Consider the following 20,032-nt stretch of genomic DNA (forward strand, 5'->3'; position numbering starts at 1 on the left):
TTAAAGCCGCAAGCTTAACGTCTGGAACATGCAAGCCCTCCTGCGACGCCCCGGTCGCGTCATCCAAGAAGCGTTGGTGTGAGTTTATTGCAAATGGGCGTTAAAAAAATAACATGCAATGTTATAATTATAACATTTTCGCCAGCCCACATAATTCTAACGACGGCCAAACTATGGCAACCCCTCTTGAGGCTTACATGACTGCTCCGATCTCAATGCGTACGTTTTCATTCACTACCAGCGTTGGCGTTTTAGCCGCTGGCTTGGCACTGGCAACACCGGCAATAGCTGCCGATGCGCCACCCCAGCCGACGACACCTCTTTGGTCCTTTGCCAATGTCTCGGTTAACTACCTCGACTGGTCTAACGGTACCGAGCGCCGCACGGCCTCCAACGCGGCAAAAAGTGACTTTACCTACGTAGAGATCGAAGGCGGCGCGGGCTTTAGCTGGGGCGAGTTCTACGGTTTCTTTGATTTCGAAAACCCGACCAACGATCAGTTCGATGAATCGAGCGGCGGTAAAGATAACTTCCGCACGGCAGGCAAGGTAACGTCACACATTTATCTGGGGGATACCCCGCTGTCGCTCTACGCCCACGTGTACGACTTCCGTGACTACGGCTATAACAGCCGCGAACAAGACCAAATCCTGGGCCTGGGCTACCGCACAACGTTCGCCAACGGTTTATGGTTTAAACCCTTTATTGGCGCAGCACGCGTTCAGAGCGAAAGCTATACTGGCATGAACGGCTACATGGCTGGCTGGGTCGCGGGCTATGACTTCGCCGCCCTTAATCAAAACTTCAGCGTCACCAACTGGCACGAGCAAACGTTTGGCCGCGACAGTGACTACCTGGAACAGAACTATGTAGGTGGCAAAGCCGGAAGCGTAGGCACCAACGGTGCGCTGAGCCTTTGGTGGCACCCCAACGATTTGATCACAACGGGCGTTCAGTATCGCTACTCGGAGAATAAGCTCGGCACGCCGAATGCTTATCAAAACGCGATGATTTACTCTATCAAGCTCAACATACTTTAAGCAGGCTCAACTTACTTTAAACGAGCTCCCTTAGCGGACTCAAAGGATTCCCATATGACCCTCCTTATGAGCTTGGTTGGCATGGTCACTCTGGTGGCTATCGCTCTGATTTTTTCTTACGACCGCAAGTCAATTCGCTTGCGTACCGTGCTGGGCGCTTTTGGCATCCAGGCAGCCATCGGGGCGTTTGTCCTCTATGTGCCGTTTGGACAAACCATTTTGCAAACCATTTCCATGGGAGTGAGCCAGGTACTGGTTTACGCCAACGATGGTATTGGCTTTCTGTTTGGTGGTCTGGCTGATGTGGATAACGTTGGCTTTATCTTCGCGATCAAGGTCCTGCCGGTCATTATCTTCTTCTCCTCGCTGATCGCCGTGCTTTACTACATGGGCATCATGCAGTGGGTGATTCGTATTCTGGGTGGCGGGCTGCAAAAGGCGCTCGGCACGTCGCGTACGGAGTCGCTTTCTGCGACCGCCAATATCTTCGTAGGCCAAACCGAAGCGCCGCTGGTGGTACGCCCGTTTATTGCTCGCATGACGCCCTCGCAGCTGTTTGCCGTTATGTGCGGCGGCCTTGCCTCGGTAGCGGGTTCGGTACTTGCCGGTTACGCGCAGCTGGGCATTCCCATGGAGTATCTGGTCGCGGCGTCGTTTATGGCAGCCCCGGGGGGGCTGCTGTTCGCCAAGCTGATCATGCCGGAAACCCAGGACGCGACTGACAGCGACAGCATCTCTAAAGTCGAGGAAGAGCTCCAAGAGCAGGAAAACAAACCCGCCAACGTGCTGGATGCTGCTGCCTCAGGCGCTACCTCTGGCCTAATGCTGGCGGCCAATGTTGGCGCCATGCTGCTGGCCTTTATTGCCTTGATCGCACTGATCAACGGCATTTTAGGAGGCGTTGGCGGCTGGTTTGGATTTGAGTCGCTGAGCCTTGAAATGATCCTGGGCTGGCTGTTTGCCCCGCTGGCTTTCATGCTGGGCGTGCCATGGGCTGAAGCCACCGTTGCGGGCTCCTTTATTGGCCAGAAGCTAGTGGTTAATGAGTTCGTCGCCTTTATTAACCTGGCCCCCTACATTGATGGGGAGCAGGTGGTTGCCGCGACGGGTCAATTAATGACGCCTCATACCACGGCCTTCTTGTCTTTCGCCCTGTGCGGCTTTGCCAACCTGTCCTCAATCGCTATTTTGTTGGGCGGTTTAGGCAGTATTGCACCGAGCCGTCGCGCTGAAATTGCCCGCTTTGGGGGCAAAGCCGTTCTGGCCGGTACACTGTCCAATTTAATGTCAGCCACTATTGCTGGCTTCTTCATCTCGCTGAGCAGTATTACGACATAACGCAGCGAGTACGACACCATGCAACGGGCGCTGCTGTTTGATCTCGCAGTGCCCGTTTTGTCTTTTATCAATTTTGTGAGAATCCAATGACCGCGACAGCCTCTCCCCACGCCATCCAGGCCGCCCGCCAAGCGCTGAGCTTAATGGATTTGACCAGCCTGAATGACAGCGACACCGACAGCACGATTGAAGCGCTTTGCCAGCAGCTTAAAACGCCTTACGGCAACCCGGCCGCCGTTTGCGTCTATCCGCAGTTTATTGTTACCGCTCAGCGTGCGCTAACTGCCCACAAACTCAACGAGCTGGTAAAAATCGCGACCGTCACCAACTTCCCGAATGGCGGCGATGACATTATGGCGGCTGCCCGTGAAACCCGCGATGCCGTTGCCTCTGGCGCCCACGAAGTCGATGTGGTGTTCCCCTACCGCACGCTGATGGCAGGTGACGAAGAAACCGGCCTTGAGCTGGTTGAAATGTGTAAAGCCGCCTGCGCAGACCAGGCCCTGTTAAAAGTCATTATCGAGTCAGGCGAACTCAAAGACCCAGCGCTTATCAAACGTGCTAGCGAGCTTGCTATTGAAGGCGGCGCCGACTTTATTAAAACCTCTACCGGCAAAGTGGCCACCAACGCCACGCTGGAAGCCGCCGAAATTATGCTGAACGCGATTAAAGCAAGCGGCAAAGACGTTGGCTTTAAAGCCGCAGGCGGCGTGCGCACCACAGAAGAAGCCGCTGAGTACCTGGCACTGGCAAGCAACATCATGGGCAGTGCATGGATAACACCGGCACATTTTCGCTTTGGTGCATCGAGTCTTTTAGCCAATTTATTAAACACACTGGGCGGCGTAGAAAGCGCAGCACCACAGGAAGGCTACTAATATGCTCCCACAGGAATTAATTCGCGAAAAACGCGATGGCAACCCGCTGGCAGCAGCGGACATCAAAACGTTTGTCCAGGGCATTGCCGATGACCGTATCAGCGATGCTCAGATTGGCGCCTTCACCATGGCGGTATTTCTTAACGGCATGAGCCGTGAGGAAGTCGTAGCCCTAACCACCGCCACGCGTGACTCCGGCCACGTCATGCAGTGGGACTCCTTAAACCTGCCAGGCCCGGTGGTCGATAAGCACTCCACCGGCGGCGTGGGTGATCTGGTGTCTCTGGTACTCGGCCCGTGGGTCGCGGCGTGTGGCGCCTTTGTACCGATGATTTCAGGCCGTGGCCTTGGCCACACCGGCGGTACGCTGGATAAGCTTGAGTCGATCCCCGGCTACGACCCCTACCCAGCTCCTGAGCGCTTCAGTGATGTGGTGAAGTCCACTGGTGTGGCGATCATCGGCCAGACCGGCAACCTGGCACCGGCGGATAAGCGCATTTACGGCGTGCGTGACGTTACCGCCACGGTTGAGTCCATTCCGCTGATTACCGCGTCCATTCTGGGTAAGAAGCTTGCTTCCGGCCTCGATGCACTGGTTATGGATGTCAAAGTCGGCAGTGGCGCGTTTATGCCCACCACCGAAAAATCCCACGAGCTTGCCAAAAGCATCGCCTCGGTCGCCACCCAGGCCGGTACGCCGACGACAGCCCTATTGACCGACATGAGCCAGCCGCTGGCACCGTGCGCGGGCAACGCGGTTGAAATCGTTGAGACACTAGAGCTGCTGCGCGGCGAGCGTCCCAACAGCCGCGTAATGCAAGTCACGCGTGAGCTGGCGGTTGAAATGCTCATGGCGGGCAAACTGGCCAAGAGCCGTGAAGATGCCCTGAGCCAGCTTGAAAAAGCCCTGACCTCAGGTGCCGCAGCCGAAGTATTCGCGCGCATGGTACGTGAGCTGGGCGGTCCGGGTGACTTTATGGAGCGCTCTGACAGCTACCTTGCCAAAGCCAACGTGGTCAAACCCGTATATGCCGAGCAGTCGGGCAATGTGCTGCGCATCGATACTCGCGCAGTGGGCATGAGCGTGGTCGAGCTGGGCGGTGGCCGCCTGCGTAACGACGCCAGTATTGATCATAGCGTGGGCTTTAGTGCGATTGCCGAGCTGGGCACCCAAGTGGATAGCCAGCAGCCGCTAGCCTTCGTTCACGCGCGTAGCGATGAAGCAGCTGACCGCGCCGCTGCCCAGCTGCGTGCTGCCATCACCATTGGCACGGGCGAAGCGACGATTGATTCACTGCTTCAAGAAACCTATCGCGGTGAAGCGCTTTAATGAGCACCGCCTGACGAGGAAAACGCCATGAAACGTGCAATTGTGCTGGTACTAGACTCCTTCGGCATTGGCAGCGCTGCCGATGCTGCCGCCTTTGGCGATGAAGGCTCGGACACCTTGGGCCACATCGCTGCCGCCTGCGCGCGTGGCGAAGCCGATACGGCTGAGCGCTCAGGCCCCTTGAAGCTGCCTAACATGGCCAAGCTTGGCCTGTTTCACGCCCACCGGGATAGCACCGGCACGGTTGCCGAAGGCGTTGCCCTCCCCGAGGTGCTTGAAGGCGCCTACGCCCACGCCCAGGAAATTTCCAGCGGCAAGGACACCCCGTCCGGCCACTGGGAAATCGCTGGCGTGCCGGTACGTTTTGACTGGGGTTATTTCAGCGATAAGACCGAAAGCTTTCCACAAGAGCTACTGGACAAGATTGTTCAGGCAGCCGACCTGCCCGGCGTGATCGGCAACTGCCATGCTTCAGGCACCGAGATCATCGCCCGGCTGGGTGATGAGCATGTGCAAACCGGCAAACCGATTGTGTATACCTCAGCGGATTCGGTCTTCCAGATTGCCGCCCACGAGGAGCACTTTGGCCTGGATCGCCTTTACGCGCTGTGCGAAACCGTGCGTGAGCTGCTGGAGCCTTACAATATCGGCCGGGTAATTGCCCGCCCGTTTATAGGTGAAGACAGCGCAAGCTTTGCGCGTACCGGTAACCGTCGCGATTACAGCATAGAGCCGCCTTCGCCCACGGTACTGCAAAAGCTCGCCGATGCCGGTGGTGAAATGGTATCGATTGGCAAGATTGCCGATATCTACGCCCACTGCGGCATTACCCACAAGGTCAAAGCCAGCGGCCACGATGCACTGATGGACGCGACGTTGGGTGAAGTGGCGCGCACCGCTGCTGAAACCAGCGACCGCCCGACCATGATCATGACCAACTTTGTCGATTTCGACTCGGTCTACGGTCATCGTCGTGACGTGCCGGGCTACGCGGCCGCCCTTGAGCACTTTGATGCTCGCCTGCCGGAGCTGCTGGCTGCGTTGAACAGTGACGATCTGCTGATTCTTACCGCCGATCACGGCTGCGACCCAAGCTGGGAAGGTACTGAGCACACGCGCGAATACATTCCTGTGATGGTCAGCGGCGCGGGGTTTGCGCCAGGGCCGATGGGCGCACGCGATACGTTTGCCGATATTGGCCAGACACTGGCGGATTACTTCGCCCTTCCCGCAATGGACGATGGCAAAAGCTTTCTCTCTTATGCTGCCTGATGGCGCTATTTAACAAGACATAAGGAAACCACATGGCTACTCCGCATATTAATGCTGAACAGGGTGATTTCGCGGATACGGTGTTGATGCCCGGCGACCCGCTGCGCGCCAAGTACATTGCCGAAACTTACCTTGATGACGTGCGTCAGGTGAACGACGTGCGTGGCATGCTGGGCTATACCGGCACCTATAAAGGCCGCAAAATTTCCGTGATGGGCCACGGCATGGGTATTCCGTCAGTGTCCATCTATGCCAAAGAGCTGATTACCGATTACGGCGTGACGTCGATTATTCGCGTAGGCTCCTGCGGCGCAGTACGCGACGACGTTAACGTTCGTGATGTGGTGATCGGCATGGGTGCGTGCACGGATTCCAAGGTGAACCGCATGCGCTTTAACGACCACGACTTTGCCGCGATTGCGGATTTTGAGCTGACAAGCCACGCCGTAGCCGCCGCCAAAGCGCAAAACGTGCCGGTGAAAGTGGGCAACATTTTCTCCGCCGATCTGTTTTACAACCCGCAGACCGATATGGCCGAGCTGATGAAGCGCTACGGCATTGTAGGCGTTGAGATGGAAGCGGCTGGCCTTTACGGCGTTGCCGCCGAGTTCGGTGCCCGCGCACTGACCATCTGCACCGTATCGGATCATATTTTGAAAGGTGAAGCGCTCTCCAGCGCCGATCGTCAAACCACCTTCAACGATATGATGGTCATCGCGCTGGATACCGTCCTGCGTGACGACGCCGCCAACGCCTAAGTGGGTTAAACCGAGGAATCATCTATGAGCCAAGCAGACTCTGCGCTGGTCAACACGCTGCTTGATGCACTGAACAATGCCTACGTCCCTTACTCCGACCACCCGGTCGCGGCCGTCATGGAGTGCCCGGACGGCCAGCAGTTTGTAGGCGCTAACGTCGAAGTTGCTCACTACAAGGGGCTTTGTGCAGAAGCATCGGCCATTAGTGCGATGGTAACCGCTGGCCAGCGCGAGCTTGCCAAGGTGTATGTAATGGGGCCAGGCGAGCACCTGTGCACGCCCTGTGGGGATTGCCGTCAGCGTATTCGTGAGTTCGCTACCCCCGATACGCAAATCATGGTTATCTCCCGCCAGGGAGAGGTGCTCAAAACCTACACCATGGAAACATTACTGCCGGACGCCTTTGGCCCCGAGCAACTGCCTCAACGCTAGGCCGCATTCATTACTGCGGTTAGCCGCATCAGGCTGGTTGTCACTCTGCCGCCGTCTTCATGACGGCGGTTTTTTATTGCCTTGCGAACCACACTGCCAGCACTGGCCTCGCCTAACAATTCCTCGTACTCTATTTCCTCGGGCTCTAATTCCCCAAACCCTGTAAGGCACTTTATCTCGCACGCTTACTCATTAAGGAGAACGCCATGGCGGCCCTACTGCCCAACGTTGATCCCACCGGACTGCTTGAATACTCGGTGGTGTATACCGACCGTTCGCTCAATCACATGTCGCAGCAGTTTCAAGGCGTCATGCGCGATATTTCGACCACGCTGAAAGAGGTCTATAACGCCCATGCAACGGCCATTGTTCCCGGTAGCGGGACGTTTGGCATGGAAGCGGTCGCACGTCAGTTCGCCCTGGATCAGAAAACCCTGGTGATTCGTAACGGCTGGTTCAGCTACCGCTGGACGCAGATTATCGAGATGGGCCGTTTAACCGACCAACACACAGTGCTCAAAGCACGCCGCGTGACGTCTGATGACCCGCAGTCGCCGTTTATGCCTGTACCTGCGGAAGAAGCCGCCGAGCGTATCCGCCAGGAAAAACCCGCTGTGGTGTTTGCCCCCCAGGTAGAAACCTCTGCGGGTCTACTGCTGCCTGATGACTACATTCGTACCGTGGCGCAAGCGACGCGTGAGGTGGGTGGCCTGTTTGTGCTGGACGCCATTGCCGCAGGCACCCTGTGGGTGGATATGCAGGATTTGGGTATTGATGTAGTGGTAAGCGCACCGCAAAAGGGCTGGAGCGGTTCACCCTGCTGCGCCATGGTCATGCTTTCTGAGCGCGCCACACAGCGCTTAAGCGAAACGCAAAGCAATAGCTTTGCCTGCGATTTAGCCAAATGGCACGCGATCATGCAGGCCTACGAAAACGGTGGGCATGCCTACCACGCCACCATGCCAACGGATGCCTTGCGCCAGCTGCGCGATATCATGCAGGAGACTCGTGAATACGGCTTTGCCAAGGTGAAGCAAGAGCAGCAGGCCATTGGTCAGGGCGTTCGGGACATGCTCGCACGCCACGGGTTTATCAGCGTTGCCGCTGAAGGCTTCGAAGCACCGGGTGTCGTGGTCAGCTACACCAACGATGCCGGGCTTGTCGGCAAGTTTGCCCAAGCAGGCGTTCAAGTGGCGGGCGGTGTGCCCTTAATGTGCGATGAAGGTGATAACTTCCAGACCTTTCGTATCGGCCTGTTTGGGCTGGATAAACTGCATCACACTAAACGCAGCGTGGACAACCTGGAAAAGGCCCTTACTTCGTTCAATTAATCAGCCGTTACACAGTGCTTAACGCTGACTATATCCGCTCAGAGGCGTCTTTTCGGGCGCCTCTGAGTGAATCGCTTGCAGCTGGCTGGCACTCGCATGCACAGAGGCTGCATGTAAGGACTGAATTAAGAACTGAGTTTAAGAAATGGCTTCAAGGGCTGAGCTCACTGGATGTGCCTTCTGAGGCGCCACTTTCAGCAACTTTTTCGACATCGACGATGCCTGAACGACTAACCACCACCTTCCAGCGCGCCAGGTAGGGGGCATCTTCACTGCCGGTTTCACGCACCACCAGGTTGAACAAATGGCGCCGTTCAACGCTTTCACGTACGGCCTGACCATCTTTTAACCGAAAGATATGATGCTTCTCTTTGCTCATTAAGCGGGTCAGCATCAAGAGATCAATATACAGTGTCTCTCGCGTATGCTCGTAACCACTCAAAAACCGCGTGGGCGACATACGGGAACTGGAACGGTAATGCAGCACATCCTCTTCCCGCTCAGCCACGGTCCGTCTTCGCATCTGTTTGATGTCTTCGTTCAGGGCGGTGTAGCGCTTGTAATCAAACCATTCAAGCTGACGCCCCACCAGCGCATTACGCGTGGGGTCAACGTATTGGCGACGCCATTTTGGCCGCCCCCGACGCAACAGGCGCCAAAGCGTATTGCGCAGGTCGTCCTTAAACACTTCACGCAAGGCATACAGCAGCGCCATGGCAAGCACAAACAGCGCCGTAATATCGCCAACGACTTCGCGTACGCGCAATACTCCCAGCGTGACACAGGCCATTACCAGTGCGGTTGCCAACGCTTTTACGGCTTTTTGCTCACCGCCGCCTAACTCCAGCGCCTCCTGCTTCAAGGTAATCGGATATTCAATCAAGCGGCGTAGCAAGCGCATTTTATTCGACATGCGTGTTGGGTCTTCCATCACACGCTCTGAGTTGTACTTCTGTTCGCGTCGATACTCACTTTCACGCTCGCACACATTGATAAACTGGCGCTTGATATCACTAAACTCGCCACCTCTTGGCATATAGGCCACTAGTGAAAGCAGCTGCTGCTCAGTAAACCAGGAGAGATAGTTATCAATATTGGCGAAATATTTGTATAAGCGCTCATCCGTGGGTTGATTGCGGCGCATCTTCCTTAAAATGCTTTCGCTGAGCTTCTGCATTTCATTCAGTTGCTCACACAGCTCTTCTCTTAGCGTCTGCACATCGCTGGACTCTTTTTGCCGTTCGCTACGCAGTTTGCGTTCGCGGACCAGCATTTTTTGAGTCGTCCGCTCCATGGCAGTCACATACTGATACGCATAAAGACTTAAGCTTAATCGGTAGGATTCGCTACCCAACTGATTACGGCTGGCGAGCCGGCTATGCACTAGCGGCAGGTGGTAGGCATCGCTATAGTACGTCCGCGAGACACTAATGGATGAGTGATAAAATGCCTCTTCCGAGATGACGTGAGCATTTAAACCCAGCTCGCCAGGTACAAAAAGATAGACGTCAAGCCTATGCGATGTCTCTTCCTTGAGCCGCCGTGTAAGGCGTAGCTGGTAGCTATTTTTGCGCTCGACGTTAATCACCTGGTCAATCTCCTACTTCATTGCCTTGAGCGATGATATACCATGACACCAATTGTCATGGTGGTCCGCTTCGTGCGGGGATGGTTTACTTTTACCCTTTGGAGCCTGGGAATGCCCATTGCCCGTTTCTCCCCCTTTGAGCTGCTGCTACTGCAAAGCCGCAGCCAAGTGGATACGGCAAAGCTACTGCTGTTGGCCTGGATATTGGTACACCGCCAACACGTTTCAGAAGGTCAACGGCGACGCCGTTTGGCCCAGGTGTGTGCGCACTTTCGTCATGGGCATGAACTGGCGCCAGTCATGCATATTGCGCGGCAGCGCGACCTCAAGGCTATTCAGCTTGCCGCTGAAGTCATTCGCAAGGAGTGCTCTGCAGAGCATAGCCTTGGCGTCATGCATCAAGCCATCACAGTGGCAACCGACAATGGCGACCTTTCTCTGTCGAACCATTATATATTGCGGTTCGTGGCAGATTTGCTCAATGTGCTGCCCACAACACTTGGCACGCTATTTAAAGAGCTTACAGGACGCGCGCTCGCTCTGCCGGAAGATCCCAGCCGCGACGCCTATTGGCGTACCCATGACGCTGACTATTACGCACAGCAAGCACGCAAGGCTGAAGAGGCTGCCCGCCAGGCCCGCGAGGCTCAGGAAAAAGCCGAACAGCAGGAAAAAAGGCGCCAGGAAGAAGAGGCCCAACGCGCGCATTCGAAAGCCCAGGAAAAGGCCGAGCGTGAGAGAGCCCGCAGCGACAAGTCTCGTGACGACAAAGCGCGTAAAGACCAAGCGCGCAACGAAAAGGCTCGACAGCAGCAGGAACATGCTCGGCGCAAAAAAGAGGAGCGTGAGCGCGCAAAACGCCAGCAACAAAACTCGAAAAGCGGTTCGCAAAAAGGCTCACAGCAGGGCTCATACCAGGGTTCACGCCAGGGCTATCAGAACGGCTATCAGCACAGCCATCAACAGCGCTCGTCCACACCGGCGCCACCTGATCGCACCACCCGCGCTTTGGCGGTACTGGAGTTATCACCCGGCGTTACCCAAGCAGAAGTGCGCCGTGCCTACCGGCGCATGGCACAGCTACACCATCCGGATCGCTTCTATACCCAAAGTGAACATCAAATTGCCCTTGCTTCAGCACGTTTTCAACGTATAAAAAGCGCCTATGATTACTTGATGCAAACCTATCGGTAAAATAGGCACACTCTCTGGTGTTAACCTCCAACCCTAAAAGAACAATGCACCTATGCGGGATTTGTACCAACGCCTTAACGTTCCACCCCAAGCAAACGATGAAGAGCTACAGCAAGCCGTTGCTCGCTGCCCCAACAGCGCTTTGCGCCAGGATGCGGAAGCCGCATTCGCCGTCGCCAAGCGGCGTGCAGACTACGATAAGCTGCACGCCACGCTGAGCGACATTGGGCAGCTGCGTACTCAGCTTGGGCTAACCCACGGCGCCCATTGGCAGGATGATGTTGCCAACGATTTTTCAGTACCGCCTGACGAGATAGTTTCCCGTCACGATAAATTGGTCGACCGCGTCAGCCACGTCGTAAAACTCTACAACCGTTGGCGTGGCTTGCGCGGCGCTTGGCTACTCATTGCGATTTTCACCATCGGTACAGGCCTGGGGATTGCGCTGGGACTCACCTTGAGCCAGACGATTGCGGCTTAAGGTGAGCCGCGATACGTCCCCCCCTCATCACGCTCTATCTCTGCTTGAGTAGGCTGCGGGGCGGGCCTGGGCGGTGCAGGCTTTTTATTGGCCTCGTGCTCACCCGTTGTGGCTTCCCCATTATCAAGCGATAGGTCGGTGCCTCCGGTCAGCTCCATACGGTCTTCTGAGCGCGCTTCCATGCTGACACTTAGACGCGGCACACCCAAATCGATGGACTGCGCTTCCATCCTCTGTTTAAGCAGTAGATTAAAGGCCCGCGAAACATCCCATTGCATTTCAGGAGCGGTCCGAAAGCGCATGCGCAAGATAGGGCAGCCCTCTTCAAATCCCTGAACCCCCTGCATTTCAAGCGGCGACCAGATGTAATGACGCATCATCGGGTCATTGCGCAGCTCCTGGGCGGTTTCCTGCATTAGCGTAATGGCATCATCAATTTTCATGTCATAGGGAATGCGTATCCGCATTAGCGCAATACCAAACTGACGCGACATATTGTGGATCGATTCAATACGACTGAAGGTAATAATATGTACCACGCCATCCAGGTCGCGTAACCGCACGGTACGCAGAGTCAGCCCTTCTACCGTCCCCATATGGTTGTTGATGCGCACAAAGTCATCTACCGCCAACGAATCTTCAATCAGAATAAAGATGCCGGTAATCAAATCCTGAACCAACGTCTGTGCGCCAAAACCTATCGCCAAGCCGATCACACCGGCACCCGCCAGCAGCGGTGTCACGTTCACCCCCAGGTTAGCCAGCCCGACAATAAACGCGATAATCAAAATGGCGACAAAGATTACGTTACGGATCATCGGCGTGATGGTTTGCGCCCGCGCCTGGTTAACCCGCCGACCACGAGCGCGGCCCGAGGAAGTCAGTGCCCGCTGAATGGCCGTGTCGGCAAATATCCACACCAACCATGCCAACAAAATTGTCGCCCCCAGGCTAACCAGCGCTTGGCCGATACGCGTACTGGCCACCGCTTCTTGACCTAGCCCAAACAGCGATCCTCCCCACACTTGCATGGAGAGTTCAGCAAATACCATCCATGAACAGATATGCGCCAACACAAACCCAAAGCGCTCGAGGCGTTTTCGGTACTGGCTAAAGCGCCGACGACGACGCTTACTCAAGCGCTCGGATTGACGGCGTATCAACCCGGTAATCACCAAGGTAAGTACCAGCAAGCTCGCAGAAATTATCGAACGTGCCAGCGCGGTCCCGACATCGCCCACGGTGATAAAAATCGCCAATAACGAGCCGCCCACCAGTAGCAGTGCCGGGATATGCCATAAGCCGCCCAAGGTACGCACCATCTCAACGGCCGTGCTGGCCTCCCGGCGCTGCTTATAGGGCCGATTACAAATGAGATGACGTACTGGCTGCTTGAACTTGATAATAAAGCGCGCAGCCAGCAGCGCGGCCAGCATATTGGACAGCATCGAGACAAGGCTTGAGAGTTCGGTCCCCAGTAGATCCACCAGGCGCGCTGAATTTACCGCATCGCCCAAAGCGATCAACGCCCCGATCACAAACAGCCCACGCAGTGCCTGCTGCTGCAACAACTGCACAGCGGTAAAGCGGTGCCCTCGACTAAAGAAGGCAATGACGGTCTCGAACACTACCGATAACGCACGTCCAAACAGGCAGACATACGCAATAACCAACACCACCGTGCGCCCTGGGCTGTAGGGCAGCAGTTGGGCAATGCCCAGAATAATCGCAAAGGCCAGTGCCCAAGGCAGCATGCGGCGTAGAAAATGCGCCGCCAGCAGCCACGCCTTGGGATCACGAGGCAAATCCAGGGGCCACTCTCGGCGCGTCGCAACCAAGCGGCCAAAGGCAATCATCAGTACCAGCAGCGTGACCCAGATAATCCCCATCACTGCGCCGTCAACAACTTCACGGATCGCCTGCCCGCGGTCCGTGCCAGCATTTAAGGCACGCAGATCAGCGGCCCCTTGCACCAGTTGCCGTGACCACTCATCAATCGGTGAGTTGCCTGCCTGGGCCTGTTCGCCGAGATCCGTTAGCGTGTCGGCAAGTGCGCCCAGCAGCCCTTGGCGTACGATGCCTTCCTCTTGAGTAGCATCCGTTGTTACCTGTAGCTCGCGCAGCGAGTTAAGCAGCGCCGTACGCTGCTCTTCATTGTCGAGCATGGCGATAACATCATTCAGCGAGCGTTGGAATTCATCACTGCTGACCTCTTCTTCCTGGTTCGGCTCATTTCCACTCAAACCGGAAAGCGAGACGACCTGGGCCTGAACCTGAGTCGCCATTACGCTGACCAGTACCGTTAACGCAATGTAAATGGCAGTGTTAATTATCCAGTGCTGTCGCACACCATGCTCCTAAAATGGATTCAAAAATGACACCGCGCCTACTCCCTCTCGCCTCCCGGAATCCGCTCAGCCTACCTGCGCGACTATGATAGGCTGATAGTCTAAACGTTCACCTCACAGGATGCCGAGATGACGCTGCAAGCTCCCCCGAATCGGTTAAATAGCGACGGCAAGGCACGCCGTGTGGGCATTGAGATCGAATTTGCCGGTTTGCCACCCCACGACACTGCATTAGTGGTTCGCGATCTGTTTAAAGGTGAGCTTAACGTGGTAAGCCCCCACCGGCTACTGGTTGAGGGAACCCGCTGGGGTGTATTTGGCATTGAGCTTGACACCCAGTATGCCCACCCCGATCAGGCATTGCTTGAAGAGCAGGCCAACCAGGATAGCGAATGGGAGCGGCATCGGCATCAGCGCCGCCTGGAATTTCACCAAAAGACCCGCGAATTTATTGGCGACATGGTAACAGGCCTGGTGCCCACCGAGCTTATTTGTCCGCCGGTGCCGTGGAATGAACTTAAAGAGCTGGATACTATTTTTCAGGCATTACGCGACCAGGGTGCAAAAGGCACAGATGCTAGTCTGCTGTATGGTTTTGGTTTGCACCTTAATTTGGAGGTAGCGCGTCTGGACGTTGACTACCTGCTGGCGGTGCTGCGTGCTTATCTCTTGCTGGCCCATTGGCTGCGCGATGAGATCAAAGTGGATATCACCCGTGAAGTGCTGCCCCATGCTAACCCTTTCCCCAAGGAGTACGCGTTAAAGGTGCTGGATAGGCGCTACCAGCCAGACCTTGCATCGTTTATTAACGATTACCTGCACTATAACGCCACGCGCAATCGTGAGTTTGACCTACTGCCATTATTTGCATATTTGTGTCCAGAGCATCCTCACGCGCTGCTGCATACCAAACTTATAAAACCGCGTCCCGCGTTTCATTACCGATTACCCAATGCACAGCTCTCTCAGCCAGGCTGGGGGGCAGTAGTGGAATGGAACCGCTGGGTTGAAGTGGAACAACTCGCGGCGGACACTCAGCTTCTTCAAACACGCTGCGATGAATATATCGCCAAGCAAAATCGACCGTTCATGATGCGCTTAAAAGACAAACTGACAACGTGGATGCGCCGTTAAGACAGCGTTCCATGTCAGCAGCACGGCTATTTTTGACGACTCAAGAGAACCTATCTGAATGCAACGGCCGCTTATTGGAATTACCACCTCGGATTATAAAAGCCACCTTGCCTGGTGGTTTGACTGGTTTGCCGTATGGCGGCATGGCGGAAAACCCTTGCGGCTATCCCCTTCCCGCCCGTTACCAGCGTATCTGGATGGGTTAATTATTGGCGGTGGCGATGATATTCAGGCGACCCTTTACGGCGGTGAACTCCAGTTGGATGTACGCCTTGACCCAGCACGCGACGCCTTGGAACTTACCTTACTTGAACGATTCATTCCCTTAAACACACCCGTTTTGGGTATTTGCCGAGGTGCGCAATTAATCAACGTGCATTTAGGCGGCACGCTGGACCCCGATATTTACACCACCCACGAAGGCTTAAAACGTCGACGCACGGTACTTCCCCGTAAGACGGTCGATATCGTGGGGGCAAGCCAACTGTATCAACTACTCGGCGTCACCTGGTGCCGGGTAAATAGCCTTCATCATCAGGCCGTTAACCAAGCGGGCCAAGGGATAGAGATTGTCGCGCGTGACCGTGATGGCCTGGTGCAAGGCATCGAATCGCGCGAACATGATTTTTTAATTGGGGTTCAATGGCATCCCGAATGGCTGATATTTAACCGACCCCAGCAGCGCCTGATTAGTGCGCTGCTGGAGGCCGCTAAACGTTGTCAGCAGTCAGCTACGCCGTAAGTACGGCCAGTGCCGCATCGTAGTTCGGTTCATTTTTGATTTCGCTGACCAGCTCGCTATGCAGTACGCGATTATCGCTATCCAGCACCACCACGGCACGTGCACATAAGCCCTCCATAGGGTTATTACGCAGCGCGACACCCCAGGCTTCTAAAAACTCGGGATGGCGGAAGGTGGAAAGCGTTTTAACATTGTCCAACCCTTCCGCACCGCAAAATCGCTGAGCGGCAAAGGGCAAATCAGCTGACACCACCAACACCACGGTATCGTCCAAATTAGAAGCAAGCTCATTAAAACGCCGTGTCGACATGGCGCAGGTCGGCGTGTCGACGCTGGGAATTATATTGAGGACTTTCCGCTTGCCTGCGTAGGTATCCAGCGTTACGTCTTGAAGATTGCCATCGGTTAATACCATCTCTGGCGCGGCTTGATCAACGGAAGGTATTACCCCGGCTACATCCATCGGTTCACCGGCACGCGTCACGTGTTGCATTGTCATCTCCTTGTTAAAGCTTAATGAGCAGGATCGCTCATTATTGGCGTTACTCACTGAATGGCGGTTACATCCTATTCGCCCTGTCGCATAATGACATGCTTTATCCCCTTGATGCTCGCATCAACAGTGTGCGCACCAAGCTGCCTTTTTTCACAGGAATCAATATGGCCTCTGTCGTCATTATCAAAACCGGCGATGCATTTTCTGACGTTGTCGAACAGCACGGTGACTTTGAAACCCTCTTTGAGCAACAGCTAAACGATACGCTGCCTGAGCATTTAACACTTCGCGTATGGGACGCCCGAAAGGAGTCTGCGCCGCTACCGCTAAACGCGCTGGCAGGCATTCTGATTACCGGTTCGCACAGCATGGTGAGCCACCAAGAGCCCTGGAGCGAACGCTTAAAACCCTGGCTACAGGAGGCGCTTCAAGCGGACATTCCCATGTTAGGCGTTTGCTACGGCCATCAGTTAATGGCAGCGGCTTTTGGAGGTGTCAGCGACTTCCACCCCAAGGGGCGTGAGCTGGGTACGCATAGCGTTACGCTGACGGATGCGGGCCTTCAAGACCCCCTGTTTAGCCAGCTACCCGCGCATTTTATGGCCCACCTGACCCATGCGCAGTCTGTGTTAGGGTTGCCTTCCAATACCCAGGTGCTGGCCTGTAATTCCCACGATGCGCACCAAGCACTGCGTTACGGACCGCGCCAGTGGAGCGTGCAGTTTCACCCTGAGTTCACTGTACCTGTCATGCGCGCTTATATAGCGCATCAGCGCGAAGTGCTGCTTGAACAGCAACAAGACGCAGAGGCAATTGCCGCTCAGGTGGTTGAAACACAGGAGGCTACAAGCTTACTCAAGCGCTTTATCACGCTTTTATAAAACGCTCATCACATGGTCACGTGAGCCAGACATCTTAAAACAGCGAATTCTGTGGCTTTTTGACATGCTGGTCGCGCCTTGAAGCCAACCTGTCGGCCAAGCGGGTAGGCTCTGGCAACTTGGTACGCCCCAGGCAACGCATTACCCAATCAAGCGATGTTTCAAGACTAATTCGGTGGCCAGGCGAGACAAATACCGGCTTCACCTTGTCACGCGAGCGCAGGACGGCGCCAATCGTCTCGTCACCGGCTCGCAGTGGCACCCAATCCCCACGTACCTCGCCTACCTCATCGTGCTTGCCGTAAAGGCGTGATTTGGCAACGCCGATGGTAGGCAGGTCCAGCCACAACCCCAAGTGCGCGGCGATTCCGAGCCTTCTGGGGTGGGCGATCCCTTGGCCATCCACCATGATTAATTCGGGCAGTATATTGAGCCGTTCAAAGGCGCCCAGTGCCGCCGGTATTTCGCGAAAAGAGAGCAGCCCTGGAATATACGGCATTCGCGTCGGCTCACGATGAACAACGCGCTCAACAAGCGTTAAGTCAGGTGCTGTTTGTGGGTCCCACTTGAGCACCACCACGGCTGCCCGCGTGGTATCTCCGTTGTCTTCAAAGCCAATATCCATCCCGGCGATGTGCGTTACCGGCGCAATACGGTCATCAGACTCTAACCGTGTAGCAAGCTCTTTCTGAAGCGCGATAGCCTCTTTAGGCGCCAGGTTCCATTCATGCAAGGCTGCTTTCACTGTCGACTCCCTGTCGCTTTTTTGGCGTGTCATCTTTTAGCGTAGCAAAAAAATGCCCCCGCACCGGAAACCGGTACGAGGGCATTTTAGGCGCGGTTAATACCGCTATCGCATGCTTAAGCGATTACGCTTCGCGGCGACGGATCGGCGCATCGCCATCATCACGACGACGGCGCGGAGCACGCTCAGGCGCACGGTCTTCGCTGATTTCCAACGGACGACCGGCGACACGAGCACGGGCCATCTTGGTCAGAATAGTGGAAGGCAAACCGCTAGGCAGCTCAACCACTGAGAAGGCGTTACGGATATCGATACGACCGATACGCGCACCTTCAATGCCGCCTTCATTCGCCAACGCACCAACCAGTTGGCCTGGCTTAACGCCATCTTTATGGCCAACGGATACACGGTAGCGAGTCATGCCTTCGCTAGGTGCGCGCGGACGCTCGCCACGTTCGCCACGCTCACGGCGAGCACCTGGCTTGGCGCTGCCACCTTCACGCGGGGCACGCTCTTTACGCGGCGCTTGCAAGCGGCCAATCGGCGCTTCATCAGCACGTGCCATGGCAGCAAAGGCGCAGGCCAGTTGAATAGCGTCGTGACCTTCTTCTACCAGACGCTCTACCAGTGCCTGCTGCTCTTCGGCGCCTTTGGTAAGCGCTGCCACCACACGGTGGTGGAACACTTCGTCACGGTGAGCGCGAATAGCAGCTTCGTCAGGCAGCGGCATTTCGGCCATTTTCTGACCAGTTGCCTGCTCCATCCAACCTACTTTACGGCCTTCACGGAAACCAGCAAAGGTAATCGCGATGCCGCTACGACCAGCACGACCAGTACGGCCGATACGGTGCGTATACGCTTCTGCATCTTGCGGAAGATCGTAGTTGATAACGTGCGTAATGCGCGGCACGTCAAGACCACGGGCAGCAACGTCAGTCGCAATCAGTACGTCGACCTTGCTACGCTTCAGGCGAGTAATCGTACGCTCGCGCAGGCTTTGGTCCAAGTCACCGGACAGGCCAGCGGCGTTGACGCCACGAGCCGTCAGTTGCTCAACCAGGGTAGTACAAGCGGCACGAGTACGTACGAAGACAATAGCGGCATCGACCGGCTCGACTTCAAGAATACGCGCCAGCGCTTCAAGCTTGGCACCGCCGTCAACGCGTACAATGCGCTGCTCAATGTTTTCGCCAGTGGTCGTGCGCGACTCAATCGCCACTTTTACCGGGTCAACCAGATAGCGGTTAACAATGCGCTCAATTTCAGTCGGCAGTGTGGCCGAGAAGAACACACGCTGTGCATCTTTCGGGGTATCGGCGACCACGCGTTTTACGTCGTCGATAAAGCCCATGCGCAGCATTTCATCAGCTTCGTCTAATACGAGTGCTGACAGGCCGTCCAGCTTCAAGCTGCCACGGTCCAGGTGATCAATAATACGGCCGGGGGTGCCAACGACAACTTGGGCACCACGCTTCAGCGCGCCTAACTGTTCACGGTACTCTTGGCCACCACACAGGATGGCCACTTCAAGGCCCTGCAGGTTTTGACCATACTTACTAAATGAGGCTGCAACCTGCTGAGCAAGCTCGCGGGTTGGGGCCATGACTAATACTTGAGGAGCACGACGCTGAAGATCCAGTCGTGACAATAACGGTAAAGCAAATGCTGCGGTTTTACCGGTACCGGTTTGTGCTTGGCCCAGCATATCGCGACCTTCCAGCAACGCAGGAATAGTTTGCGCCTGGATAGGTGAAGGGGTTACATAGCCCTGTGCTTCAACAGCAGACAGAACGGCAGGCAATAGAGCCAGATCGCCGAAGCTCGGCGAGGCGACAGAAGTCGAGGTCATTAATCACACCTTGGTAGGCCGGCAGTACCGGCAAAAGAGCATCGTAAGCGTCTCTGACTCTGACAACGATGTTGCGCTAAAAAGCAGCATCGAAAAACAGGTTCCGTCAATAAGCGGATAATGTCATCAGTGGAGTCGGAGACGCCGGTCGCACCTGGCATACGGTTGGCAAACCTATATATTCTCAAAGGGCCA

General features: G+C 55.7%; 18 protein-coding genes. 13 read left to right on the top strand and 5 right to left on the bottom strand.

The window, feature by feature from the left end:
* Window positions 1-197 precede the first annotated feature (197 nt).
* The 8 genes from FKN99_RS11705 to FKN99_RS11740 all read left to right on the top strand — a co-directional run bounded on the left by FKN99_RS11705 (window position 198) and on the right by FKN99_RS11740 (window position 8,379).
* Window positions 198-1,040, top strand: a complete 843-nt coding sequence (locus FKN99_RS11705; RefSeq protein ID WP_406565428.1) for an outer membrane protein OmpK — start codon at window positions 198-200, stop codon at window positions 1,038-1,040.
* A 54-nt stretch (window positions 1,041-1,094) separates the two neighbouring features.
* On the top strand, window positions 1,095-2,378 hold the full coding sequence (locus FKN99_RS11710) for a NupC/NupG family nucleoside CNT transporter (protein ID WP_172118017.1): 1,284 nt from the start codon (window positions 1,095-1,097) through the stop codon (window positions 2,376-2,378).
* An 86-nt stretch (window positions 2,379-2,464) separates the two neighbouring features.
* Window positions 2,465-3,256 carry a deoxyribose-phosphate aldolase gene (gene deoC / locus FKN99_RS11715; protein WP_172118018.1) on the top strand — a complete coding sequence of 264 codons (792 nt, stop codon included), beginning with the start codon at window positions 2,465-2,467 and terminating at the stop codon, window positions 3,254-3,256.
* A 1-nt stretch (window position 3,257) separates the two neighbouring features.
* The gene (gene deoA / locus FKN99_RS11720; RefSeq protein ID WP_172118019.1) at window positions 3,258-4,586 is read left to right on the top strand and encodes a thymidine phosphorylase; all 1,329 of its coding nucleotides are present in this window, start codon (window positions 3,258-3,260) and stop codon (window positions 4,584-4,586) included.
* Between the two features lie 27 nt (window positions 4,587-4,613).
* On the top strand, window positions 4,614-5,858 hold the full coding sequence (locus FKN99_RS11725) for a phosphopentomutase (RefSeq protein ID WP_172118020.1): 1,245 nt from the start codon (window positions 4,614-4,616) through the stop codon (window positions 5,856-5,858).
* Window positions 5,859-5,890: 32 nt separating this feature from the next.
* On the top strand, window positions 5,891-6,616 hold the full coding sequence (gene deoD, locus FKN99_RS11730; RefSeq protein WP_172118021.1) for a purine-nucleoside phosphorylase: 726 nt from the start codon (window positions 5,891-5,893) through the stop codon (window positions 6,614-6,616).
* A 24-nt stretch (window positions 6,617-6,640) separates the two neighbouring features.
* A complete protein-coding gene (cdd, locus tag FKN99_RS11735; RefSeq protein ID WP_172118022.1) occupies window positions 6,641-7,048 on the top strand; it encodes a cytidine deaminase in 408 nt (135 codons plus the stop codon).
* A gap of 206 nt (window positions 7,049-7,254) precedes the next feature.
* Complete coding sequence (locus tag FKN99_RS11740) at window positions 7,255-8,379, top strand: aminotransferase class V-fold PLP-dependent enzyme (protein ID WP_172118023.1); 1,125 nt, start codon at window positions 7,255-7,257, stop codon at window positions 8,377-8,379.
* Between the two features lie 151 nt (window positions 8,380-8,530).
* On the opposite strand, the gene FKN99_RS11745 is transcribed toward FKN99_RS11740, so the two are convergent.
* Entirely contained in the window at window positions 8,531-9,967 is a 1,437-nt protein-coding gene (locus FKN99_RS11745) for a hypothetical protein (RefSeq protein ID WP_172118024.1), read from the bottom strand.
* Window positions 9,968-10,078: 111 nt separating this feature from the next.
* Here FKN99_RS11745 and FKN99_RS11750 point away from each other — a divergent pair, with 111 nt between their 5' ends.
* Window positions 10,079-11,161, top strand: a complete 1,083-nt coding sequence (locus FKN99_RS11750; protein ID WP_172118195.1) for a DnaJ domain-containing protein — start codon at window positions 10,079-10,081, stop codon at window positions 11,159-11,161.
* A gap of 52 nt (window positions 11,162-11,213) precedes the next feature.
* Window positions 11,214-11,642: a hypothetical protein gene (locus tag FKN99_RS11755; protein WP_172118025.1), complete on the top strand. Its 429-nt coding sequence runs from the start codon at window positions 11,214-11,216 to the stop codon at window positions 11,640-11,642.
* Here the strand turns inward: FKN99_RS11755 and FKN99_RS11760 are convergent.
* Window positions 11,639-13,990, bottom strand: coding sequence for a mechanosensitive ion channel family protein (locus tag FKN99_RS11760; protein WP_172118026.1), 2,352 nt, complete (start codon window positions 13,988-13,990; stop codon window positions 11,639-11,641). The two genes, FKN99_RS11755 and FKN99_RS11760, sit on opposite strands and share 4 nt — an antisense overlap.
* Before the next feature lie 129 nt (window positions 13,991-14,119).
* Here FKN99_RS11760 and FKN99_RS11765 point away from each other — a divergent pair, with 129 nt between their 5' ends.
* Together FKN99_RS11765 and FKN99_RS11770 are read left to right on the top strand one after the other, a co-directional pair.
* Window positions 14,120-15,124: an amidoligase family protein gene (locus FKN99_RS11765; protein ID WP_172118027.1), complete on the top strand. Its 1,005-nt coding sequence runs from the start codon at window positions 14,120-14,122 to the stop codon at window positions 15,122-15,124.
* 58 nt (window positions 15,125-15,182) lie between these two features.
* Complete coding sequence (locus FKN99_RS11770; RefSeq protein ID WP_172118028.1) at window positions 15,183-15,866, top strand: gamma-glutamyl-gamma-aminobutyrate hydrolase family protein; 684 nt, start codon at window positions 15,183-15,185, stop codon at window positions 15,864-15,866.
* On the opposite strand, the gene tpx is transcribed toward FKN99_RS11770, so the two are convergent.
* Window positions 15,856-16,359 (bottom strand): thiol peroxidase, encoded by a 504-nt coding sequence (tpx, locus tag FKN99_RS11775; protein WP_087108345.1) that lies wholly within the window; start codon window positions 16,357-16,359, stop codon window positions 15,856-15,858. The two genes, FKN99_RS11770 and tpx, sit on opposite strands and share 11 nt — an antisense overlap.
* A 167-nt stretch (window positions 16,360-16,526) precedes the next feature.
* Between tpx and FKN99_RS11780 the strand changes: the two genes are divergently transcribed.
* The gene (locus tag FKN99_RS11780; protein WP_172118029.1) at window positions 16,527-17,243 is read left to right on the top strand and encodes a glutamine amidotransferase; all 717 of its coding nucleotides are present in this window, start codon (window positions 16,527-16,529) and stop codon (window positions 17,241-17,243) included.
* Window positions 17,244-17,277: 34 nt separating this feature from the next.
* Here FKN99_RS11780 and nfi read toward each other — a convergent pair whose 3' ends face one another.
* A complete protein-coding gene (gene nfi / locus FKN99_RS11785) occupies window positions 17,278-17,988 on the bottom strand; it encodes a deoxyribonuclease V (RefSeq protein WP_172118030.1) in 711 nt (236 codons plus the stop codon).
* A 124-nt stretch (window positions 17,989-18,112) separates the two neighbouring features.
* Window positions 18,113-19,837, bottom strand: coding sequence for a DEAD/DEAH box helicase (locus tag FKN99_RS11790; RefSeq protein WP_172118031.1), 1,725 nt, complete (start codon window positions 19,835-19,837; stop codon window positions 18,113-18,115).
* Between the last annotated feature and the right edge of the window lie 195 nt (window positions 19,838-20,032).

This window comes from Halomonas hibernica (genome assembly GCF_013183775.1).
Classification (GTDB): domain Bacteria; phylum Pseudomonadota; class Gammaproteobacteria; order Pseudomonadales; family Halomonadaceae; genus Vreelandella; species Vreelandella citrativorans.

What these genes read in the sequence shown, in the direction of transcription:
- FKN99_RS11705 (WP_406565428.1), top strand. Translation starts at nt 198, where the DNA reads ATGACTGCTCCGATCTCAATGCGTACGTTTTCATTCACTACCAGCGTT.
- deoC (WP_172118018.1), top strand. Translation starts at nt 2,465, where the DNA reads ATGACCGCGACAGCCTCTCCCCACGCCATCCAGGCCGCCCGCCAAGCG.
- cdd (WP_172118022.1), top strand. Translation starts at nt 6,641, where the DNA reads ATGAGCCAAGCAGACTCTGCGCTGGTCAACACGCTGCTTGATGCACTG.
- FKN99_RS11750 (WP_172118195.1), top strand. Translation starts at nt 10,079, where the DNA reads ATGCCCATTGCCCGTTTCTCCCCCTTTGAGCTGCTGCTACTGCAAAGC.
- FKN99_RS11770 (WP_172118028.1), top strand. Translation starts at nt 15,183, where the DNA reads ATGCAACGGCCGCTTATTGGAATTACCACCTCGGATTATAAAAGCCAC.
- FKN99_RS11710 (WP_172118017.1), top strand. Translation starts at nt 1,095, where the DNA reads ATGACCCTCCTTATGAGCTTGGTTGGCATGGTCACTCTGGTGGCTATC.
- deoA (WP_172118019.1), top strand. Translation starts at nt 3,258, where the DNA reads ATGCTCCCACAGGAATTAATTCGCGAAAAACGCGATGGCAACCCGCTG.
- tpx (WP_087108345.1), bottom strand. Translation starts at nt 16,359, where the DNA reads ATGCAACACGTGACGCGTGCCGGTGAACCGATGGATGTAGCCGGGGTA.
- FKN99_RS11790 (WP_172118031.1), bottom strand. Translation starts at nt 19,837, where the DNA reads ATGACCTCGACTTCTGTCGCCTCGCCGAGCTTCGGCGATCTGGCTCTA.
- FKN99_RS11740 (WP_172118023.1), top strand. Translation starts at nt 7,255, where the DNA reads ATGGCGGCCCTACTGCCCAACGTTGATCCCACCGGACTGCTTGAATAC.
- deoD (WP_172118021.1), top strand. Translation starts at nt 5,891, where the DNA reads ATGGCTACTCCGCATATTAATGCTGAACAGGGTGATTTCGCGGATACG.
- FKN99_RS11725 (WP_172118020.1), top strand. Translation starts at nt 4,614, where the DNA reads ATGAAACGTGCAATTGTGCTGGTACTAGACTCCTTCGGCATTGGCAGC.
- FKN99_RS11765 (WP_172118027.1), top strand. Translation starts at nt 14,120, where the DNA reads ATGACGCTGCAAGCTCCCCCGAATCGGTTAAATAGCGACGGCAAGGCA.
- FKN99_RS11755 (WP_172118025.1), top strand. Translation starts at nt 11,214, where the DNA reads ATGCGGGATTTGTACCAACGCCTTAACGTTCCACCCCAAGCAAACGAT.
- FKN99_RS11780 (WP_172118029.1), top strand. Translation starts at nt 16,527, where the DNA reads ATGGCCTCTGTCGTCATTATCAAAACCGGCGATGCATTTTCTGACGTT.